This is a genomic window from Bradyrhizobium sp. JR4.1 (assembly GCF_040548605.1).
In the GTDB taxonomy this organism is placed as follows: domain Bacteria; phylum Pseudomonadota; class Alphaproteobacteria; order Rhizobiales; family Xanthobacteraceae; genus Bradyrhizobium; species Bradyrhizobium canariense.
The window spans coordinates 1-1,396 of record NZ_JBEPRY010000078.1 but is presented as its reverse complement, the minus strand read 5'-3'; the positions used below and the strand labels follow the sequence as shown (position 1 = coordinate 1,396).

The window sequence follows — 1,396 nt, the reverse complement described above, 5'->3', positions numbered from 1 at the left end:
TCGCTGCGCTCGCAATGATGGGGTGGACGGCCCCCGAACGGCATCGGTGTGCCAGACTGGTGATGTTGAGTCGAACCAGACAGAGGGAGCCGTCCATGTCGAAGATTAGCACGATTGGTTTGGATCTGGCGAAGAACGTTTTTCAGGTTCATGGGGTTGATGCGTCGGGAGCTGTGGTGGTGAGACGCCAGCTTAAGCGAACCGCGGTCGAGAAGTTTTTCGCGCAGTTGCCGCCGTGCCTGGTCGGCATGGAGGCTTGCGGCAGCGCTCATCATTGGGCGCGCGTGATTGGCCGATATGGCCATGAGGTGCGGATGATGCCGCCGGGTTATGTGAAGCCCTATGTCAAGCGCAACAAGAACGACGGCCGCGACGCCGAAGGGGTTTGCGAAGCTGTGACCCGGCCGACGATGCGGTTTGTCCCGGTGAAGAGCATCGCGCAACAGGCAACGCTGGCGGTTCATAGCGCGCGTGCCTTGCTGGTGCGGCAGCGGACGATGGTGGCGAACGCCTTGCGAGCAGCCTTGAGTGAGCTCGGGATCGTGGCGGCGCAAGGATATGAGGGGCTGTGCGAGTTGATGGCCCGGCTCGAGGAGCCGAGCCAGGAGGTTCCGGAGATTATGCGCGGTGCCCTGTTGATGCTGGCCAAGCACTGGCAGGCGCTCAATGCCGATGAACGGGTGCTTGAACGTCAGATCGCCAAGGCTGCCCGTTGCGACCGCGACGCTAAACGGCTCATGGATGTCCCAAGCGTCGGCCCGATCATCGCCAGCACGGTCCTGGCCAAAGTGCCCGACGCAAGAGTATTCCGCTCTGGCCGTGACTTTGCGGCCTGGATCGGAATCACCGGCAAGGACCACGGTACCGGGGGCAAGCATCGCCCGGGACGTATCTCCAAACAGGGGGATCGCATGCTGCGAGCGCTGCTGATCAGCGGAGCCAGTGCTCATCTGCGACAACAGAAGGCGCGCGGCGTCACCGATCCGTGGCTGCGCGATCTGCTGGCGCGAAGACCCTACAAGGTCGCCATGGTGGCCTTCGCCGCCAAAACCGCCCGGATCATCTGGGCCATGCTGGTTAAAGGAGAAGCTTACCGAGACCGCGCGAGCGCGCCGGCTGCGGCCTAGTTGAGGGCAACAGCCGCCGCGCTCGCGCTCCATGCCTATCGGAAGGGCACCTAAAGTGTGATGGCAAATGGTCAGGAAACCGAGATCGAAACACTCCGCATCGTCATCGCGCGTTACAGCGCGCCGCAATGATTGGAATTCGATCTGCGATCTCCATCAGGGCCCGCGGTCAATGGCCGCTTCTCGAGGCCGTATACATGACCGCTCCCCGATCCGTTTGCCGAAGCATCAAAAAGCCCTTGCCGAGAGGGGGCCGTCCATACATGACG

General features: G+C 62.4%; 1 protein-coding gene. It reads left to right on the top strand.

What is annotated here, in order from left to right:
• Window positions 1-95 precede the first annotated feature (95 nt).
• Complete coding sequence (locus tag ABIB90_RS41580; RefSeq protein WP_354202979.1) at window positions 96-1,127, top strand: IS110 family RNA-guided transposase; 1,032 nt, start codon at window positions 96-98, stop codon at window positions 1,125-1,127.
• Window positions 1,128-1,396: the final 269 nt, after the last annotated feature.

Bases quoted from the DNA above. Each gene is read 5' to 3' on its own strand.
- ABIB90_RS41580 (WP_354202979.1), top strand. From the start codon at position 96: ATGTCGAAGATTAGCACGATTGGTTTGGATCTGGCGAAGAACGTTTTT.